This window comes from Sphingomicrobium sp. XHP0239, from assembly GCF_039555325.1.
Taxonomy (GTDB): Bacteria; Pseudomonadota; Alphaproteobacteria; order Sphingomonadales; family Sphingomonadaceae; genus Sphingomicrobium; species Sphingomicrobium maritimum.
This window is the reverse complement of sequence record NZ_CP154608.1, coordinates 1,637,826-1,650,737: the sequence shown is the minus strand read 5'-3', so window position 1 is coordinate 1,650,737 and position 12,912 is coordinate 1,637,826. Positions and strand designations below refer to the sequence as shown.

The following is a 12,912-nucleotide window of genomic DNA, read 5'->3' as shown; positions in this document are numbered from 1 at the left end:
TTTTCTTGCTGGCACCCTCGCTGCGAAGCGACCCCGCGCATTCGCGCCACCGCCAGCATAGTGAAGACGATCGCGGGCCGCGGGGCCCGCGCGATGCGTTCCAGCGCGACCGCGACCGGATCATCCATTCCAACGCCTTTCGCCGTCTTCGTCACAAGACGCAGGTGTTCGTCGCCCCCGACGGCGATCATTATCGCGTCCGGCTGACGCACAGTCTGGAAGTGGCGCAGATCGGGCGTGCGATGGCGCGCACGCTGGGGCTGAACGAGGATCTGACCGAAGCACTGTGTCTCGCCCACGACCTCGGCCATCCGCCGTTCGGTCATGCCGGGGAGGATGCGCTTTCGGACGCGCTCGCCGACGCCGGGGGGTTCGACCATAACGGGCACAGCGTTCGGTTGCTGACCGCGCTGGAATGTCCCTATCCGGGGTTCGACGGGCTGAACCTCACGTGGGAGACGCTGGAGGGTCTTGCCAAGCACAACGGACCCGTCGCCGATCCGGGCTGGGCGCTGGCGGAAGTGGACGCGGCGTTCAATCTGGCGCTGTCGACACATGCCAGCCTCGAGGCGCAGGTGGCGGCGATCGCCGACGACATCGCTTACGACAATCACGATATCGACGACGGGTTGCGTGCGGGGATCCTCGATCTCGACGCGTTGCTCGCCTTGCCGATGGTCGAACGCCACTGGCGCGCGATCGAGGCACGGCATCCGGGCCTCGATCGCGCGCGCCGACAGGCCGCGCTGGTGCGCGACATGATCGGGACGATGGTCGGCGACGTCCTGGCGGAAACGCGGGCGCGGATTGCCGCGGCGGGGGTCGAGACGCCGGACGACGTGCGTGCGGCGGGGCGGACGCTGGTCGGATTCTCCGAGGAGATGCGGACCGACGAGCGCGGTCTGAAACGTCATCTCTACGCCGATCTTTACGACAGCCCCGAATTGCAGCCAGTGCGCGAGGGAGCCAAGCAGGTCGTGGCAGGTCTGGCCGACGCGCTCATCGCGAAGGACGCTCCGCTCCCGGGCGGTTGGCAGCGCGGCGAGGGGGAGACCCATCGCAAACGGGCGATCGGCGACTATATTGCCGGAATGACCGACCCCTTCGCCATCCGGCGCTATCAGGACTGGTGCGGCAAGAGCCCGCTTCCGGCAGACCGCTTTTGACCCGCATCGCGCTGATCGGGGCATCGGGGTTGATCGGGTCGAGGCTGGTGCCGCTGCTGTCGTCGCACGACGTCCTCAGTCTTGCGCGGCGCTCGACCGAGAGCGATCGCGGCCACGTTACCGAAAAGCTGGGCGAGATGAGCGAATGGCCCGACCTCCTCGACGGAGAGCGGGTGGACGTCGCGATCGGCACGACGGGGACGACCTGGGCCAAGGCGAAGGACTGGGAGAAATACGACCGGATCGACCGGCATGGCGTCGTCGAGTTCGCGCGCGCGGCGCAGTCGGCGGGTGCGACGCGCATGATCGTCGTGTCGTCGAGCATGGCCGATGCGACGTCGAAGAACCGCTATCTGGCGATCAAGGGCCAGATGGAGGCGGATCTCGAAAGCCTCGGTTTCGAGCGGCTCGACATCGTTCGGCCGGGACTGCTTCGCGGCAAGCGCGGAAGCGAGCGGCGGTGGAAGGAACGGTTGGGCATTCTCGTCTCGCCGCTGGTCAATCCGCTTCTGCCGCGTAAGCTGCGTTCAGTGGATGCGGAGACGGTCGCGCGGGCCATCGCGGCTCTGGTCGAGGCGCCGGGGAAGGGGCGCTTCATTCATCATAACGAGCAGATCAAGACGTTCGCGGGATCGGGGGCGGCATCATGATGAAGCCGTTCATGCCGCGCGCGCCGATCGTGATGTCCTCGATCATCGGCACGTTCGCGGGCAGCGTGGCGATCGCGGCGATGCTGCTGGGCCTGGGCGACGGAAGCCTTGAAGAACGGCTGCGCACGGTCTGGTCGCTGATGCTGTTCACGGGGCTGCTCGTTCCCATCAGCGCGTTCGGAATCCTCATCTTCGGCTATCCGGCCGCCGCGGCGGTGGGCGACGCCTGGAAGCGGCCGTGGGTCGGGATCGCGGCGGTCCTGATGGGCGGGCTGGCCGGATTCATCACGCGGGTGACGCTCACCAGCGTCTTCGCGGGCGGGTTCGCGCGGCCGGGAATGGACAGCCCGATCCCGGTCGATGCCGGGATCGTCTATGGCGCCTGCGTCGGGCTGGCTTACTGGTTGTTCGAGCGCGACTGGCGGCTGCGCGACGCGGCTAGGCGGGCGGCCGAGGGTCCGGGCGAGGAAATCCCGTCGAGCGAGGAATTCGCGCGCCTGCCCTAGAAGCTTTGCGCCGCGGGACCTTGCAGGCTAGAGGCTGGGCAGACCCATTTCTCATCGGAATTGCGCATTTCCATGTCTCTCTACGCCCGCTTCCAGTCCGAACTCGACACCATTCTCGACGATCTCGTCGCCGACGGCACGTTGCCCGAAGCCCTGCCGCGCAAGGCGGTGGCGGTCGAGCCTCCGCGCGATCCGGCGCATGGCGACCTCGCGACCAATGCGGCGATGGTGCTGGCCAAGCCCGCGGGGACCAATCCGCGCGCACTGGCGGGCGAACTGGCCCCGCGGCTGGAGAAGGTCGATGGCGTGACGGGGGTCGAGGTCGCGGGGCCTGGGTTCATCAACCTCCGGCTCGAACCGACGATTTGGCAGCACGAGCTGGCCACCATCATCGGCGAGGGCGGTGACTACGGACGCGCGCCCGCCGATCCCGACGCGCGGACGGTGAACATCGAATATGTCAGCGCGAACCCGACGGGTCCGATGCACATGGGGCATTGCCGCGGCGCGGTGGTCGGCGATGCGCTCGCCGCGCTGCTCGAGTTTGCGGGCAGCACGGTCATCCGCGAATATTATGTCAACGATGCGGGGAGCCAGGTCGATACGCTCGCACGCTCGGCGCATCTTCGCTATCTGGAGGCGCTCGGGCATGACATCGGAGAGATCCCAGAAGGCCTTTATCCGGGCGATTATCTGATCCCCGTCGGCGAGGCGCTGGCGGCGGATTACGGCGACAAGTACGTCGATGCGCCGGAAAGCGACTGGCTGCCCGTCTTCAAGCCCGCGGTGGTCGACAAGATGATGGACCGCATCCGCGCCGACCTGAAGCTGCTCGGGATCGAGCATGACAAGTTCGCGTCCGAGGCCGAGCTGCAGGCGTCGGGCAAGGTCGACGAGGCGATGGCGACGCTGCGCGGCAAGGGTCTCGTGTACGAAGGCATGCTCGAGAAGCCCAAGGGCGAGACGCCCGACGACTGGGAGCCGATCGAGCTGACGCTGTTCCGGTCGACGCGGTTCGGCGACGACCAGGATCGCCCGATGAAGAAATCCGATGGCAGCTGGACCTATTTCGGCGCCGACGCGGCCTATCATTTCCAGAAGAGCCAGAACGCCGACCATCTGGTCAACATCTGGGGCGCGGACCATGCGGGCACGGTCAAGCGCATCCAGTCGGCGGTCACCGCGCTGACCGGCGGAGACAAGAGCCTCGACGTGAAGCTGGTGCAGATGGTGCGGCTGTTCCGCGACGGCGAACCGGTGAAGATGTCCAAGCGGTCGGGTAATTTCGTGACGCTTGCCGAGATGGTCGAGGAGGTCGGCAAGGACGTGGTGCGCTTCATGATGCTCACTCGCAAGGCCGACGCGCCCCTCGATTTCGATTTCGCGAAGGTGACCGAGGCGACCAAGGAAAACCCCGTCTTCTACGTCCAATATGCCCACGCGCGCATTTCCTCGCTGGGACGCAAGGCGGCCGAGGCGGGCCTCGACGCGGGCGAGGCGGATCTGTCGCTGCTCGACGAAGAGGAACGGGGCCTCATCAAGCTGGCCGCGCAGTTCCCGCGCATCGTCGGCGCGGCGGCGCAGGCGTACGAGCCGCACCGGATCGCTTTCTATCTCTACGACCTGGCGGCGGCATTCCATGCGGCGTGGAACCGCGGCAACGACGATCCGCAAAAGCGCTTCCTCTCGGAAGAAGAGCCAGCGCTGTCGCGCGCGCGGCTGGAATTGGCGCGCGGCATCGGGCAGGTTCTCAAGAACGGTCTCGCCATCATGGGCGTCGAGGCCGCCGAGGAGATGCGTTGATGGCCGATATCGCGGACGAAGACCGGCTCCCCTGGCTGCAGGAGGTCGAGGACGACGATTCGTCGGGCGCGATCTCCGCGACCAAGATCGCGATCGGTGCGGCGATCGTCATCGCGCTGCTTGCGGCGGTGGCGGGAACGACGTTCTGGCTGGGCCGCGATGCGACGACCGGAACCGCGACGGGCGAGCCCGAGCTGATCGCCGCGCCCAACACGCCCTACAAGATCCGGCCCGACGATCCCGGCGGGCTCGACCTGTCGGAGGACAGCGGTACGGCTTTCGCTACCAGTGCGGGCGAGGATCCCGACGCCCGGCTCGACACCGAGCGGCTGGGCGAACAGGCCCCGCGCATCGAGGTCGAGGAGCCGGCGAGCGAGCCGGCAACACCCGCGACGCCCGAACCCGGTGCTGCCCCGCCCGCATTGGTGCAATTGGGCGCCTATTCCTCCCGCGCGAAGGCGGAGACGGGCTGGGCGCTCCTTTCCTCGCGCTTTCCCGAGGTGGCGGCGCTCGACAAACGGATCGTCGCGGCGACGGTCAACGGTCAGCAATTGTATCGCCTGCGCGCCGGGGCACCCGACGCTGCCGCCGCACGGTCCGCCTGCGCCGCGCTTGACGCGGCGGGGGAAAGCTGCGTGATCGTCAACTGATGCAATCCGTCATTTACGGGCTGGCCGGGACCGCCCTTACCCAAGAAGAAGCCGATTTCTTTCGCGAGGCCGATCCGGCGGGCTACATCCTGTTCGGGCGCAACGTGGAGGACCGCGGCCAGCTATCCGCCCTGACCGAAAGTCTGAAGGAACTGCACGGGCGCGCGCGGCTGCCGATCCTGATCGACCAGGAAGGCGGGCGCGTTTCGCGACTGGCACCGCCCAACTGGCCCGCCTTTCCGCCGATGGGGGTCTTCGCCAAGCATTACGAGAAGAACCCGCGCGATGCGGAGGAAGCGGCGCGGCTGAACGCGCGGGCGATCGCGATCATGCTGTCGGAATGCGGGATCACCGTCGACGCGCTCCCCGTCCTCGACGTGCGACAGGAAGGCGCGGACGAGATCGTCGGCGACCGGGCGCTCGGTACCGATCCCGTCATGGTCGGCCAGTTGGGCGACGCGGTGATCAAGGGGCTGCATTCGGGCGGGGTCGTGTCGATCGTCAAGCATATGCCCGGCCACGGACGCGCACTGGTCGACAGCCATAAGGAACGGCCGCTGGTCACCGCGACCGCGCCCGAACTCGACATCGACCTGGCACCGTTCGAAAAGCTTGCCCACGCCCCGATGGGGATGGTGGCGCACATCGTCTATTCCGCCTGGGATCCCGACTATATCGCCAGCCAGTCCTCGACCGTGATCGAGGATATCATCCGCGGGCGTCTGGGCTTCGACGGCTGGCTGATTTCCGATGATCTCAACATGGCGGCAATGACGGGATCGATGGCCGAGCGCGCCATCGGCGTGATCTATGCCGGCTGCGACGTGGCGCTGCATTGCTCGGGCAAGATGGACGAGATGCGCGACGTGGCCGAGGTCGCGCCGACCATGACCCCGCGCAGCGTCGCGCGGATGCAGGTCGCGATGGCGCTCGAGCCGGATTTCGATCCGATGGGTTTCGAGGAATGCATCGCCAAGCGCGACGAATTGCTGGGCATCTCGGAGGACTAGGTCCTCCTCCGACAACGGACATTGTGTTGCAGGATCGTTGCGCTAGGCTCGCACCGTGGCCTACGAGTTCGCCTTTCACGCACCGACCGATCGGCAGGCGCTGCATCTCGACCTCGAGAATTGGGAGGGGCCGCTCGACCTGCTTCTCGATCTCGCACGGGCGCAGCGGGTCGATCTCACGCACATCTCGATCCTCGACTTGGCGATCCAGTATGTTACCTACATCGAGGAAGCGGCGAAGCTCGAGCTGGAGGTTGCGGCCGACTATCTCGTGATGGCGGCATGGCTCGCCTATCTCAAAAGCTGCCTGCTGCTCCCGGCCGATCCCGACGCCGACCCCAGTCCCGAGGAACTGGCGTGGAGACTACAGCAGCGACTGCTGCGGCTCGACGCAATGCGCGAGGCGGGCGCGAGGCTGCTGGCGCGTGACCGGGTGGGGCGCGACGTATTTCCGCGCGGCACGCCCGAAGGGTTGCGGACCGAACGCGAAACGCAGTGGCAGGTCAGTTCCTACGACCTCTATGCCGCTTATGGACAGGTTCGCGCGCGCACCCGTCCCGCGATGCACGTCGTCCACGACCGCCACGTGATGACGCTCGAGGCGGCGATGGAGCGACTGGGCGGCATGCTGGGCATCGCGATCGAGTGGACCGAGCTGACGCGCTTTCTGCCGCGATCCGACGATCCTGCGTTCCTGAGGAGCGCGCTGGCGTCTTCGTTCCTCGCCAGTCTGGAACTGGCGCGACAGGGGCAGCTCAGGATGAAGCAGGCCGAAGCGTTCGCCCCCATTCGGGTAAAGCGCGGATGATCGATCAATTCGCCCGCAGTGTGGAGGCCGTGCTGTTCGCCAGCGAGGAACCGCTGACCACCGAACAGATCGCCGCGCATGCGGGGGACGGCGATGTCCGCGCGGCGCTCAATGACCTGACGGCGCATTACGACGGACGCGGCATCGCGATCGTGAAACGCGGCGATCGCTGGCATTTCGAGACGGCGGGCGATCTGGCGCATCTTCTTCGCCGCACGCGCGAGGAACCCCGGCGCCTGTCGCGCGCCGCCACCGAGACGCTGGCGATCATCGCCTATCACGAACCCGTCACGCGTGCCGAGATCGAGGCGGTTCGCGGGGTGCAGATTTCCAAGGGCACGTTGGACGTGCTCATGGCTGCCGACTGGATCCGGACCGCGCGGCGGCGCGAGGTGCCGGGTCGGCCGCTCCAATATGCCACCACCAAGAGCTTCCTGACGCATTTCGGGCTGGAGAGCCGCCGCGACCTTCCCGGGATGGACGATCTGAAGGCCGCCGGTCTGCTCGATCCAGTCGACGAGGAGGAACTGGAGCTGGCGCTGGACGGCGGAGAAGACGACGACGTCGACGCATCCGAGGTAGAAAGTGACGCCGACAGCGCCTAGATCGGGTCGGACGCTTCTTTTTTGCCACGATTGGACATCACCATGGGTAATATCGGTCTTCCGGGTCTCCTGATCCTCGCCTTCATCATCCTGCTGCTGTTCGGCCGCGGACGCTTTTCGAGCATGATGGGCGACGTCGCCCAGGGGCTGAAGAGCTTCAAGAAGGGCATGGCCGACGAGGACGAGGCGCAGCAGCGCCCCGCCGAGCCGCGCCAGTTGCCGCGTGAAGACCGGACGATCGACGCCGAGGTCAGCCGCGACCGCGAGCAGGATCCGCGCGCCCGCTAGGCGCTGCGCGGGAGAATACCGCCATGTTCGGGATCGGGTCGATGGAGCTGCTGGTCGTGGCGCTCGCCGCGCTGCTGTTCGTCGGGCCCAAGGAGTTGCCGGGTCTGATGCGCACCGTCGGGCGCTTCATCGGCAAGGTGCGCGCCTATACCCGTCATTTCACCGCCGGCATCGACGCCGTCGTGCGCGAGGCCGAGATGGAGGAAATGGAAAAGCAGTGGAAGGCGCAGAACGCCGCCATCATGGCCGAATTTCCGCCCGAACAGTTCACCGACACGATGCTGCCGCTCGAACGGCCCGATGACGCGCCGAAGGACAAGTCGGCACAGGATGGCGACAAGTCCGACGCCCGCGGTGCGGGCGAGCGCGGGCCCGAGGAGGGTCGCGAGCTGCCGTGAAGGACGTCGACGACACCAAGATGCCGCTGCTCGAGCATCTCATCGAACTGCGCTCGCGCCTGTTGTGGGTCGTGGCGACGCTGGGGATTGCCTTCTTCGCCTGTTTCTACGCCGCCAAGCCGATTTTCGGCGTGCTGGTCCAGCCCTTGCTCGCGGCGGGCGAGGGACGGCTCATCTTCACCGACATCTTCGAGGCGTTCTTCGTCGAGGTGAAGGTGGCGCTGTTCGCGGCGCTGATGATCACCTTTCCGATGCTGGCGGTCCAGCTGTGGCGATTCGTCGCCCCGGGGCTCTATGCCAAGGAAAAGATGGCGTTCCTGCCGTTCCTCATCCTCACGCCCTTCTTCTTCGCGGGGGGAGCGAGCTTCGCCTATTTCGTGGCCATGCCGATCGCGCTGGAATTCCTGCTGGGATTCGAGGGCGAGATCGGCGGCGTGGAGACCGAAGCACTGCCCGCCATCGGCAATTATCTTGGGTTCGCGACCAAGTTCCTGTTCGGCTTCGGGGTCGCCTTCCTGCTGCCCATTCTGCTGATGATCCTCGAGCGCGCCGGGCTGGTGACGCGCGAGCAACTGTCCAAGGGCCGGCGGTACATGATCGTCGCGGCATTCGCGATCGCCGCGGTGCTTACCCCGCCCGATGCGGTGAGCCAGATCATCCTCGCGGTGCCGCTGGTGCTGCTCTACGAACTGGCGATCGTCGCGATCCGGCTGACGCACTGGCGCCGTTCTCGCCGCGAGGCGGCAGCCGAAGACCGTGTGGACGCAACGACCGCCGCTGCGCCGTCGACGACGGATGCGCCAACTGAAGTTTCAACCTCGGATGTGAATGTCGGGAGCCCCGAAAAAAATGGGGGCCCGGATTTGCCACCGGGGGGGGGGAGGGTTGGCAAGTCCGGGCCCGCGTGATCGGATAGCGAGAGCGGGGGGGCAAAAGGTCACTATCCAAGGCTATCAACGCCACTTTCGCCGAGGGGTTCCGACCGCGATTCAATTTTTTCGGTGCGCCCGAAGTTTACGCGGGGCGGGCGCTGTCGTCGTGCGGAAAGACCGGCAGTTCGACGGCATAGCTTCCCAGTTTCTTGTCCAGCGGGGAGCGGAGCTGGCGCGACAGCCCGTCGATGATCCGTTCGAACTGGACATGGCCGCCCGGGTCGCCCTCGTCGCCGATCAACGCTTCGCTCGCGACCGACAGGCGGGCGGTGAGTTCGCTCGTGCGCCGCAGACCGATCTCGACCGCCTCGCAGTCGCCGCGGTTGAAGGCATGTTCGACGATTTCGGTGATGAAGAAGGCCGCGGATACGGCGGCATCCTGCGTTGTCGCGGCGCTTTCGAGGTCGAGCGCGAAATCGACCTGCCGTCCACCCGGCGCGCTGGCGCGCAGCGAGGTGGACAGTTCGGTGATGAGCGGGCGTAGCTGGATGCCGCGGCTTTCCTCGATCTCCGCGAAATGGTTGCGGTGGACGACCGACAGCGCCTCGACGCGGCGGCCGATCCCGGCATAGGCGGCCTGCGCTTCCTCGCCCTCCGCGCCGCGCGAATGGATGTTGAGAAGGCTGGCGACGACCTGAAGGTTGTTCTTCACGCGGTGATGCACTTCGCGCACCAGCTTGCGCTGATTCTCGACGGCCTCGACCAGTTCGCGTTCGCCGGCCTCGATCCGGTCGACCGTATCGGAGAAACTTTGACCCAGTTCGCGGATTTCCGCTGCCGGGCCGAGCTTGTCGGGCGGCACGAAATCATGGCTGTCGATATCATAGTCGCGCACCGCGCTGTTGAGGCGGCGCAGCGGTCGCATCAGGACGAAATGGATGAGTGCCCAGGACAGGATCGCGGCGATCGCCCACATCGCGAGCGGGAGGAAGATCATCAACCGGTCGCGCAGCGTGATATCGACGAAACTGCCGCTGGCTTCCGCGGTCAGGCGACCCCGTGCGATATCGATTTCGAGGGTCTCGGTCTGGCGCTCGCCTTCACCGACATTGTCTTCGGACAGCAGAGATAAGGTCCGGGTGCCGTCGCGCAGAAGGAAGAGATCGACCATCTCCGCCTCCGCATCGATGGCTTCGATCAATTCGGCGCGACTGATTCTCCCGGTCGCGATCGCTTCGGGAATGCCGATCGAGAGATAGAGGCCGTCTTCCTCGCGGTTGATCCATAACGAAACTTCACCGGGGCCCACGGGCTGTCCGGGACGCACGCCGCTGGGGACGAGGTCACCGCACAACTGATTGTTGTCGGCGGTCGAAATCCGGAAATCGCGCGCCACCGCAGGAGCGACAGACAAGGCCGCACGCGCTTCGTCGCAAGGGTTCTGGCCGTCGGTCGCGATCGCGCCATAGGCTGCGATCCGCAGCGCAAGCACGTTGCGTCCAATCAGACCCTCGATCGCTCGCGCGGCCACCAGCATTTCAGCCTGGGTCTGACCCCGCAAGGCATCGCGCCGATCGTTCAACTCTGCGATGGTCGCCCAGATGATGATCGCGCCGATCGGCAGCAGCGTCAGCGTGAGCGCCAGAAACAGTTTGAAAGGTGTCGAGCGAAACCCGCGCGAGGGACGATCATCGCTCATGCCGCGCGCCGCGCTGCCCTAGTCCAGCTTGGACAGAAGGTCGCGAAATTCGTCGGGAATGCTCTCGCGAAGTGTGTCGTCGTAGACGGTCTTGAGAACGCGGCTTACCGAATCCCCGCCCGATTTGCCCTTATCCTCGGCCTTCGCCGCAGGCTTTTTGGACGCGTCTGACTTGTCGGGCATCGGCTCTTCATCGCGATCGGGTTTGGCGTTCAACGAAATTTCCCCTTCGCGCGGCTGAAGCGCCTGCGCTTTGAACTCAGTAAACTCTAACACGGTCATTGCGGCCCAATGTTCCGTGTGGCTCCCGCCGAGGCGGCGGGAGGTAGCGGCCCGCTGCCCCGCCCGTCAACCGATTGGTGGGCGATCGCCCGTGGCTCCGTTCCGTGCTTATCGAGCCTGTTCGCCCGGACCGTTATTCTCGGATTGAAACCAAATGGCCTGCGCTTTGTTCCCTCAACGAAACCATCGGAGCGCGTCATGCGCGCCGCCGTCGCGATCGGAAGGGTTACTTTCCATCACGGGGGTCTGTTGCAACGGAGCCGAAACCGTCCCAAGGGGGGACCGGACGGCATCCCTTTTGGAGTAGAGCGCTTTTATGTCACTTGGTCAGGAACTCGCCCCGCATCTGCCCTTTCTTCGCCGCTATGCGCGTGCGCTGACCGGCAGCCAGGTACATGGCGACAATTACGTGCGCACCACGCTCGAAACGATCGTCGACAACCCCGAAGAATTCCCCCGCGACCGCGATCCGCGGCTCGGGCTCTACCGCACCTTCCATGCCATCTGGGGCAGTGCCCACATCGATGACGACAGCGATCCGACGGCGACCGACATGGGTAATCCCGAAAGTGTGACGCAAGCGCGCCTGTCGCAGATCACGCCGCTGTCGCGCCAGGCGCTGCTGCTGACGAGCCTCGAAGGGTTCTCGAACGAAGACACCGCCTATCTGATCGATTCCTCCCCCGAGGATGTCGAGAAGCTGGTTCGGGAAGCGACCGAAGAAATCGAGAAGCAGACGCGTGCCGACGTTCTCATCATCGAGGACGAACCGATCATCGCGATGGATATCGAGACGATCGTGCGCGATCTTGGTCACAACGTCACCGGCGTGGCGGTCACCCGCGATGAGGCGGTGGCGCAGGCCAAGTCGGATCGTCCGAGCCTGGTCCTCGCCGACATCCAGCTGGCGGACGATTCCTCGGGCATCGACGCGGTCAAGGACATCCTCGCCGATTTCCGGGTGCCGGTGATCTTCATCACGGCCTTCCCCGAGCGTCTCCTGACGGGCGAGCGCCCGGAGCCGACGTTCCTCATCACCAAGCCGTTCCAGCGGTCGACGGTGAAGGCGGCAATCAGCCAGGCACTGTTCTTCGACGCGGCGACCGTTCCCGCCTAGGCAAAATTTCAACGATAACGAAGGAGGGGGCGCCAACCGGTTGTTTCGACATCGGTTCGTCCCTACCTTCATTTTGCTGCACCGATCTGCTTCGTTGCATCGGCGCATGACGTCTTGATTCGAGTTTGGGGGAATGATCGTTGGCTAAACCGCAGGAACATGAGGACGGCGAGAAGAAGCCTGATCCCGTTCCGCTGCCCGATGACGAGTTCAAGGACCAGCTGGCGCAGGTGATTCCGCATCTGCGTGCATTCGGTCGCTCGCTGTCCGGCAACCGCGATACCGCCGACGACCTCGTGCAGGAGACATTGTTGAAGGCATGGGCGGCGCGCAAGCGCTTCCAGGCCGGCACCAACATGCGTGCTTGGACCTTCATCATTCTTCGCAACCTCTTCCTGTCGCAGATGCGCCGCGCGCGCTTCAAGGGCGAGTGGGACGATGTGACGGCCGCGAAGATCCTCGCCGCTCCCGCGGCACAGGATCGTCACGTCGAACTGGGCGACATGCAGCGCGCGTTGATGCAACTACCCCAGCCGCAGCGCGAGGCCCTGATCCTCGTCGGTGCGGGCGGGTTCGCCTATGAGGAAGCGGCGCAGATTTGCGGATGTGCGGTCGGCACGATCAAGAGCCGCGTCGCACGCGGTCGCGTGGCGCTCGAAAATCTGATGGATTCGGACGAATTGGCGCCGCGCGCGCAGCACGACACCGATCCGGAACGCTCCGCGCTCCAGAACATCATGAGCCAGGTCGACGAGCTTTCGAACGAAAAATAGCATCCGGTTGTCGGATGCCACTGAATTCGTATGCGAAATCGAGACCGAGCCCTAATCGAGCTGGTCGAGAAGCTCCTGAAATTCCCGCGGCACACCGGCATCCACGTCGCGGTCGTACACCAGGCGCAGGTAGTTGCTCAGGGGCGCATCGCCGCCCGGGCCGCGCATCACCGTGCGTTTGGCGCCTGAGCGCGGGTAGGAGTTGTCGTCGTCCGTCATAATCTTTTGTGCATTGCTATACATCTCAAGGTCCACAACGCCGGAAGTCGCTTAGCGTTTCATCGG

Annotated in this window: 15 protein-coding genes and 1 pseudogene; 13 read left to right on the top strand and 3 right to left on the bottom strand. The window is 65.5% G+C overall.

Annotated features, from left to right (window positions below):
* Positions 1 to 5 precede the first annotated feature (5 nt).
* From WJT74_RS08430 to tatC, 11 genes and pseudogenes are all read left to right on the top strand, one after another.
* Complete coding sequence (locus WJT74_RS08430) at positions 6 to 1,166, top strand: deoxyguanosinetriphosphate triphosphohydrolase (RefSeq protein ID WP_343343660.1); 1,161 nt, start codon at positions 6 to 8, stop codon at positions 1,164 to 1,166.
* On the top strand, positions 1,163 to 1,816 hold the full coding sequence (locus WJT74_RS08425) for an NAD(P)H-binding protein (protein ID WP_343343658.1): 654 nt from the start codon (positions 1,163 to 1,165) through the stop codon (positions 1,814 to 1,816). Before WJT74_RS08430 ends, WJT74_RS08425 begins: the two co-directional genes overlap by 4 nt.
* Positions 1,813 to 2,322, top strand: coding sequence for a hypothetical protein (locus WJT74_RS08420; RefSeq protein ID WP_343343656.1), 510 nt, complete (start codon positions 1,813 to 1,815; stop codon positions 2,320 to 2,322). Before WJT74_RS08425 ends, WJT74_RS08420 begins: the two co-directional genes overlap by 4 nt.
* A 72-nt stretch (positions 2,323 to 2,394) precedes the next feature.
* Positions 2,395 to 4,125 carry an arginine--tRNA ligase gene (argS, locus tag WJT74_RS08415; protein WP_343343654.1) on the top strand — a complete coding sequence of 577 codons (1,731 nt, stop codon included), beginning with the start codon at positions 2,395 to 2,397 and terminating at the stop codon, positions 4,123 to 4,125.
* Positions 4,125 to 4,775 (top strand): SPOR domain-containing protein, encoded by a 651-nt coding sequence (locus tag WJT74_RS08410; protein WP_343343652.1) that lies wholly within the window; start codon positions 4,125 to 4,127, stop codon positions 4,773 to 4,775. The genes argS and WJT74_RS08410 overlap by 1 nt, the downstream gene beginning before the upstream one ends.
* The gene (nagZ, locus tag WJT74_RS08405; protein ID WP_343343650.1) at positions 4,775 to 5,785 is read left to right on the top strand and encodes a beta-N-acetylhexosaminidase; all 1,011 of its coding nucleotides are present in this window, start codon (positions 4,775 to 4,777) and stop codon (positions 5,783 to 5,785) included. The genes WJT74_RS08410 and nagZ overlap by 1 nt, the downstream gene beginning before the upstream one ends.
* A gap of 55 nt (positions 5,786 to 5,840) precedes the next feature.
* The gene (locus WJT74_RS08400; RefSeq protein ID WP_343343648.1) at positions 5,841 to 6,593 is read left to right on the top strand and encodes a segregation and condensation protein A; all 753 of its coding nucleotides are present in this window, start codon (positions 5,841 to 5,843) and stop codon (positions 6,591 to 6,593) included.
* Entirely contained in the window at positions 6,590 to 7,198 is a 609-nt protein-coding gene (gene scpB, locus WJT74_RS08395; RefSeq protein WP_343343646.1) for an SMC-Scp complex subunit ScpB, read from the top strand. Before WJT74_RS08400 ends, scpB begins: the two co-directional genes overlap by 4 nt.
* Positions 7,199 to 7,240: 42 nt before the next feature.
* Positions 7,241 to 7,486: a twin-arginine translocase TatA/TatE family subunit gene (locus WJT74_RS08390; RefSeq protein ID WP_343343644.1), complete on the top strand. Its 246-nt coding sequence runs from the start codon at positions 7,241 to 7,243 to the stop codon at positions 7,484 to 7,486.
* A 23-nt stretch (positions 7,487 to 7,509) separates the two neighbouring features.
* Complete coding sequence (tatB, locus tag WJT74_RS08385; RefSeq protein WP_343343642.1) at positions 7,510 to 7,884, top strand: Sec-independent protein translocase protein TatB; 375 nt, start codon at positions 7,510 to 7,512, stop codon at positions 7,882 to 7,884.
* A gap of 20 nt (positions 7,885 to 7,904) precedes the next feature.
* Positions 7,905 to 8,639, top strand: a pseudogene (gene tatC / locus WJT74_RS08380) (twin-arginine translocase subunit TatC); the annotation flags it as partial.
* Between the two features lie 259 nt (positions 8,640 to 8,898).
* Here tatC and WJT74_RS08375 read toward each other — a convergent pair.
* Both WJT74_RS08375 and WJT74_RS08370 read right to left on the bottom strand, forming a co-directional pair.
* Complete coding sequence (locus tag WJT74_RS08375; RefSeq protein ID WP_343343640.1) at positions 8,899 to 10,455, bottom strand: sensor histidine kinase; 1,557 nt, start codon at positions 10,453 to 10,455, stop codon at positions 8,899 to 8,901.
* A gap of 18 nt (positions 10,456 to 10,473) precedes the next feature.
* On the bottom strand, positions 10,474 to 10,671 hold the full coding sequence (locus WJT74_RS08370) for a NepR family anti-sigma factor (RefSeq protein ID WP_343343638.1): 198 nt from the start codon (positions 10,669 to 10,671) through the stop codon (positions 10,474 to 10,476).
* A 382-nt stretch (positions 10,672 to 11,053) separates the two neighbouring features.
* Between WJT74_RS08370 and WJT74_RS08365 the strand changes: the two genes are divergently transcribed.
* Both WJT74_RS08365 and WJT74_RS08360 read left to right on the top strand, forming a co-directional pair.
* Positions 11,054 to 11,854: a response regulator gene (locus tag WJT74_RS08365; RefSeq protein ID WP_343343636.1), complete on the top strand. Its 801-nt coding sequence runs from the start codon at positions 11,054 to 11,056 to the stop codon at positions 11,852 to 11,854.
* Between the two features lie 140 nt (positions 11,855 to 11,994).
* Positions 11,995 to 12,627 (top strand): sigma-70 family RNA polymerase sigma factor, encoded by a 633-nt coding sequence (locus tag WJT74_RS08360; RefSeq protein WP_432215219.1) that lies wholly within the window; start codon positions 11,995 to 11,997, stop codon positions 12,625 to 12,627.
* A gap of 51 nt (positions 12,628 to 12,678) precedes the next feature.
* Here the strand turns inward: WJT74_RS08360 and WJT74_RS08355 are convergent, their stop codons facing one another.
* Complete coding sequence (locus WJT74_RS08355) at positions 12,679 to 12,870, bottom strand: hypothetical protein (protein ID WP_343343634.1); 192 nt, start codon at positions 12,868 to 12,870, stop codon at positions 12,679 to 12,681.
* Positions 12,871 to 12,912 lie beyond the last annotated feature (42 nt).

What these genes read in the sequence shown, in the direction of transcription:
- argS (WP_343343654.1), top strand. Translation starts at nt 2,395, where the DNA reads ATGTCTCTCTACGCCCGCTTCCAGTCCGAACTCGACACCATTCTCGAC.
- tatB (WP_343343642.1), top strand. Translation starts at nt 7,510, where the DNA reads ATGTTCGGGATCGGGTCGATGGAGCTGCTGGTCGTGGCGCTCGCCGCG.
- scpB (WP_343343646.1), top strand. Translation starts at nt 6,590, where the DNA reads ATGATCGATCAATTCGCCCGCAGTGTGGAGGCCGTGCTGTTCGCCAGC.
- WJT74_RS08375 (WP_343343640.1), bottom strand. Translation starts at nt 10,455, where the DNA reads ATGAGCGATGATCGTCCCTCGCGCGGGTTTCGCTCGACACCTTTCAAA.
- nagZ (WP_343343650.1), top strand. Translation starts at nt 4,775, where the DNA reads ATGCAATCCGTCATTTACGGGCTGGCCGGGACCGCCCTTACCCAAGAA.
- WJT74_RS08355 (WP_343343634.1), bottom strand. Translation starts at nt 12,870, where the DNA reads ATGTATAGCAATGCACAAAAGATTATGACGGACGACGACAACTCCTAC.
- WJT74_RS08420 (WP_343343656.1), top strand. Translation starts at nt 1,813, where the DNA reads ATGATGAAGCCGTTCATGCCGCGCGCGCCGATCGTGATGTCCTCGATC.
- WJT74_RS08410 (WP_343343652.1), top strand. Translation starts at nt 4,125, where the DNA reads ATGGCCGATATCGCGGACGAAGACCGGCTCCCCTGGCTGCAGGAGGTC.
- WJT74_RS08365 (WP_343343636.1), top strand. Translation starts at nt 11,054, where the DNA reads ATGTCACTTGGTCAGGAACTCGCCCCGCATCTGCCCTTTCTTCGCCGC.
- WJT74_RS08390 (WP_343343644.1), top strand. Translation starts at nt 7,241, where the DNA reads ATGGGTAATATCGGTCTTCCGGGTCTCCTGATCCTCGCCTTCATCATC.